The sequence below is a fragment of the Piscinibacter sp. genome (assembly GCF_050175855.1).
Classification (GTDB): domain Bacteria; phylum Pseudomonadota; class Gammaproteobacteria; order Burkholderiales; family Burkholderiaceae_C; genus Piscinibacter.
This window is the reverse complement of the sequence record NZ_JBFXIO010000405.1, coordinates 1-4,397: the sequence shown is the minus strand read 5'-3', so window position 1 is coordinate 4,397 and position 4,397 is coordinate 1. Positions and strand designations below refer to the sequence as shown.

Sequence of the window (4,397 nt, the reverse complement as noted above, 5' to 3'; positions counted from 1 at the left end):
GCCGACCTCGGCTTCGAGTTCAAGGCCGGCGGCAACCAGATCAACATGCTCAAGATCATCGACGGCCAGTACTGCGGCGCCTGCCACAACGGCGAGATCGCCTGGTCGGCCGAGAACTGCAACCTGTGCCACTCCGGCAAGCCGGGCACGCTGACGCAGGTGCACGAGAGCACGCTGCAGAAGCTCGGTGCACCGGCGGGGCCCCCCGCGGCGGCCGCCTCCCCGGTGATCTCCGGCGCCAGTGCGCCGGCGCGCAAGTGAGGGCCCGGCCATGAAGCGCATCGTCATCGCGGGCCTGGCGGCGGCCGGCCTCTTCCTCAGCGCCTTCGACAGCTTCGCGCAGGCGGGCGGCAAGGCGATCTACGACGCCGCCTGCGCCGGCTGCCACGGCAGCGGCGTGCTCGGCGCGCCCAAGCTCGGCGACGCAGCGGCCTGGGGTGCGCGCGCCAAGGCGGCCGGCGGCATCGACGGGCTCGTCAAGAGCGCAACCGCCGGCACGACCAAGGGCATGCCGCCCAAGGGCGGGCGGGCCGACCTGAGCGCGGCGCAGCTGAAGGAGACCATCGAGTACATGATGGGGGGCGGCAAGGCGGCGGTGGCCGCCGCTAAGCCGGCTGCGAAGCCGGCCGAGAAGCTGGCCGAGAAGCCCGCGGCCAAGCCCGCACCCGTGACGGCGGCGGCGGCGCCCGCTGCCGCGCCTGCGGCTGCAGCAACACCGGCGGCCACGCCGGCCGTCGCCACGCCGGCCACGACGCCCGAAGCCACGCTCGCTGCCGCCCGCGCCGCAGCGCCCACGCCGGCGCAGAGCGCCGAGGTCAACGCCTTCAACCGGCTGCTCAAGCCGGTGGGCCGCTTCAATCGGCCGGCGGTCGAATCGGGCATCCACGACCCGGCCAACGACATGACGCTGCAGCTGCAGCCGCCCTCGGTGGCCTTCGCCGCGATGCCCAAGAGCATGGCGGGCAACCACGTCGACTGGGTCAAGTCGCTCGACAGCAAGGCGATCGCGCCGCGCTGGGACCGCAACGACCCGAATGCGGCCGCCGTGGTGATGGACCTGAACATCGTGCGCGAGGTCAAGGGCTCGATGCCCGACGTGGTCTACCCGCACAAGCAGCACACCGAGTGGCTCGACTGCTCGAACTGCCACCCGAAGATCTTCGTGCCGCAGAAGGGCGCCAACCAGATCAGCATGGCCTCCATCCTGCTCGGCCAGAAATGCGGCGTGTGCCACGGCAAGGTGGCCTTCCCGGTGTCGGAGTGCCGGCTGTGCCACTCGAAGAAGAAGACCGAGGCGGTGGTGGCCACGGAGAAGAAGCCGTGACGAGCGACCGGCACCTCGGCAGCGCGGCGCTCGCCGCGGCACTGCTGGTCGGCGCACCCGCGCAGGCGCAGGCGCCTGACGACGCCATGCAGCGCGCGCAGGTCGAGCAGCGCCTCAAGCTGGTGGCCAGCCTGCTGTCGGACTCGCGTCGCGCCCAGCGCATCGTCACCAGTGGCAGCAGCGAGGCGGTGGCGCACCTCGACGAAGGCCGGGTGCACCACTCGCTGGCCGGCGAACTGCTGGCCAAGGGCGATCTCGCCGGCGCGCGCAAGGCCGCCGACGAGGCCCTCAAGCACCTGGGCATGGCCAGCCGCCACGTGCCCGACGCGCCCGCGCGCCGCGAGGCGGCGAAGGCCCGCCACGAGCAGTTGCTGGCCAGCGTCGAGCGGCTGCTCGAGTCGCTGCGCGCCCGTGCCGGGAAGGACGAAGCGGCCGACGTGACGGCGGCGCTGGGGCTGATGGCGGTGAGCCGCCAGCAGGCGCAGGAGGGCCGCTACGAAGAAGCCAACCAGTCGCTCGGGCAGGCCGAGCGCCACGTGCTGGCCGGCATGAACCGCACCCTCAACGCGACGACGCTGGACTACACCGTGCGTGCCTCGTCGCCGGTGGAGGAGTTCCAGGTCGAGCTGGCGCGGCATCGCGGCCTGGCCGAGCTGGTCCCGCTGGCCGTGCGCGACCTGCAGCCGCGCGCCGAGGCGATGGCGCAGATCGAGCGCTTCGGCGAGAGCCGCAACGCGCTGTATGCCCAGGCGCTGCAGCACTTCCAGTCCGGCGACGTCGTGCAGGCGCTCGCCCATCTCCGCAACGCCACGCTGTTCGTGCAGCGGGCCCTGCTGGCGGCCGGCCTCGTCGCGCCGCAGCCCACCGGAACCACGCCATGAACGCCCGTCGAAACCGACCCAACCTGATGTCGCGGCTGTTCGCCGCGCTGGTGCTGGCCAGCTTCGCCTTCGGCGCCGCTGCGCAGGAGCGCGAGCAGGTCGAGCGCCGCGTGCAGTCGGTCGGCACGCTGATCGAGAGCTCGTCGGCGGCGAAGCAGATCGACAGCAGCGGCGTGGCCGCGGCGCGCGAGCGGCGCGACAACGCCCGGCTGATCCACCGCGAGGCGGTGGCGGCACTGGCTGCCAACGACCCCGGCGGCGCGGCGAAGCTGCTCGACCAGGCCGCCCGCGAGATGATGGACGGTGCGCGCCTGGCCCGGCCCGAGCAGGTGGCCGGCGAGAAGCACAAGCGCGACTTCGAGGCGCGGCTGGAGAGCGCCCGCGCGCTGCTGGCCGCGCAGCAGCGCATCACGAAGGAGAAGGGCGCCACGAAGGAAGCCCAGGACGCCGCGCGCAGCATCGAGCGTCAGATCGGCGAGGCACAGGGCATCGCCGCGCAGGGCCGCTACGAGGAGGCGCGGCCGGTGCTCGAGCGCGCCTACCTGACCGCGCGCGTGTCGATCGAGAGCATGCGCCGCGGCGACACGCTGGTGCGCTCGCTGAACTTCGCCAGCAAGCGCGAGGAATACGACTACGAGATCGACCGCAACGACACCCACGCGATGCTGATCAAGGTGCTGCTGGCCGACCGCAAGGATGCGGCGCCCGCGATGGCGCCGTTCACCGAGAAGGCGGCGGCGCTGCGCGTCGAGGCCGAGGCGCAGGCGAAGAAGGGGGACCATGCCGCGGGCATCAGGTTGCTCGAGGACTCGACCCGCGAACTCGTCCGCGCCATCCGCTCCGGCGGGATCTACATCCCGGGATGAGCACGCATGGGTCCACGAGGGCGACGATGGATGGCATGGATGATGACGATGCTGTGCGCATCGTCCCTGGCCGCCTCCACCGCGCCGTGGCTGCCACTGGAAAAGGACGGCCTGCACGACCCGCGCAACCCCGGCATCCGCGAGCTGCAGCAGCCGGCCGATGCGCTGCGGCCCTTGCCGCGCGACACCGCCGGCAACCTGGTGCGCTGGGTGCAGGCGCTGGAGAGCGGCGCGATCAATCCGCGAACCAACATCCTGCCGGAGACGAAGGTGCGCGTGCTCGACCAGGACATCATCGTCTCCAAGTACGGCTCGATGCCGGCGGTGAAGTTTCCGCACCGCCAGCACACGCTGTGGCTGGACTGCTCGAACTGCCACCCGTCGCCGTTCATCGAGAAGGCCGGCGCCAACAAGCTGAGCATGCAGGCCATCCTCAACGGCGAGCAGTGCGGCCTGTGCCACGGCGCGGTGGCCTTCCCGCTGACCGAGTGCAACCGCTGCCACAGCGTGCCCAACGAGCTGCTGCGTCGGCAGGTGGGGCAGCCATGACGAGGCGACGGCGTTCCTGGCGCGTCGCGCAGGCCGTGCTGCTCGCGCTGGCCTGCGCGATCCCGCAAGGCACGCCGTTCGCCGAGTACGGCGACGTGGTGCTCAACAGGCGCTCCGACCAGGAAGGCATGCGGCCGGTGATCTTTCCGCACTGGTTCCACCGCATCCGCTTCCGCTGCAAGGTCTGCCACAGCGAGCTCGGCTTCAAGATGCGCGCCGGCGCCAATGACGTGCGGATGGCCGACATCGTCGATGGCAAGTTCTGCGGCATGTGCCACAACGGCCAGGTGGCCTGGGGCCCGGAGCGCTGCGAGCTGTGCCACTCGGGCCTGCCCAACCTGCCGAGCGGCATTGCCGGCGGCGCGCAGACCTCGGGGCCGGGGCGGTGGTGAGACGATGAACGCATTCGCGCCGCTGCTGCGCACGACGGCGATGGGCGCCGCGCTGGCGGTGCTCGGCGCCTGTGTCACGCCGGCGCCCGCGCCGCCCGGCCCGGTCTCCGCCCCGGGCGCGCCGGTCGCCCTGCGTCCCTGGCGCACGCTGCAGGGGGGCTTCCTCGCGCCGCCGGGAGCGGCCTTCGGCCTGCCGGCGCGGCCGGGCACCGGCGCCTTCGTCAAGCTGCTCGCGCCCACCGCCGTGGCGCTGCGCGGCAGCGACCTGCTGGTGGCCGACAGCGGCACCGGCCGGCTGTGGCGCGAGGACCTGGCCCTCACTACGCTGTCGCCGGTGGCCGGCGCGCCGGTGGCGCCCGGCACGGCGGTGGCGATCGGCCCCGAT

General features: G+C 72.7%; 7 protein-coding genes. All 7 read left to right on the top strand.

Annotated elements, in window-relative coordinates:
• The coding region (locus tag AB7U92_RS22565) for a cytochrome c3 family protein (protein WP_428582323.1) at nucleotides 1-261 on the top strand (261 nt) is incomplete at its 5' end.
• A gap of 10 nt (nucleotides 262-271) precedes the next feature.
• Entirely contained in the window at nucleotides 272-1,324 is a 1,053-nt protein-coding gene (locus tag AB7U92_RS22560) for a c(7)-type cytochrome triheme domain-containing protein (RefSeq protein WP_428582321.1), read from the top strand.
• The gene (locus tag AB7U92_RS22555) at nucleotides 1,321-2,205 is read left to right on the top strand and encodes a hypothetical protein (RefSeq protein ID WP_428582319.1); all 885 of its coding nucleotides are present in this window, start codon (nucleotides 1,321-1,323) and stop codon (nucleotides 2,203-2,205) included. The genes AB7U92_RS22560 and AB7U92_RS22555 overlap by 4 nt, the downstream gene beginning before the upstream one ends.
• Nucleotides 2,202-3,071 (top strand): hypothetical protein, encoded by an 870-nt coding sequence (locus tag AB7U92_RS22550; protein WP_428582317.1) that lies wholly within the window; start codon nucleotides 2,202-2,204, stop codon nucleotides 3,069-3,071. The genes AB7U92_RS22555 and AB7U92_RS22550 overlap by 4 nt, the downstream gene beginning before the upstream one ends.
• 39 nt (nucleotides 3,072-3,110) lie before the next feature.
• Nucleotides 3,111-3,620, top strand: coding sequence for a c(7)-type cytochrome triheme domain-containing protein (locus AB7U92_RS22545; protein WP_428582315.1), 510 nt, complete (start codon nucleotides 3,111-3,113; stop codon nucleotides 3,618-3,620).
• Nucleotides 3,617-4,012 (top strand): c(7)-type cytochrome triheme domain-containing protein, encoded by a 396-nt coding sequence (locus AB7U92_RS22540; protein ID WP_428582313.1) that lies wholly within the window; start codon nucleotides 3,617-3,619, stop codon nucleotides 4,010-4,012. Before AB7U92_RS22545 ends, AB7U92_RS22540 begins: the two co-directional genes overlap by 4 nt.
• A 4-nt stretch (nucleotides 4,013-4,016) precedes the next feature.
• On the top strand, nucleotides 4,017-4,397 hold a 381-nt coding region (locus AB7U92_RS22535; RefSeq protein WP_428582311.1), incomplete at its 3' end, for a hypothetical protein.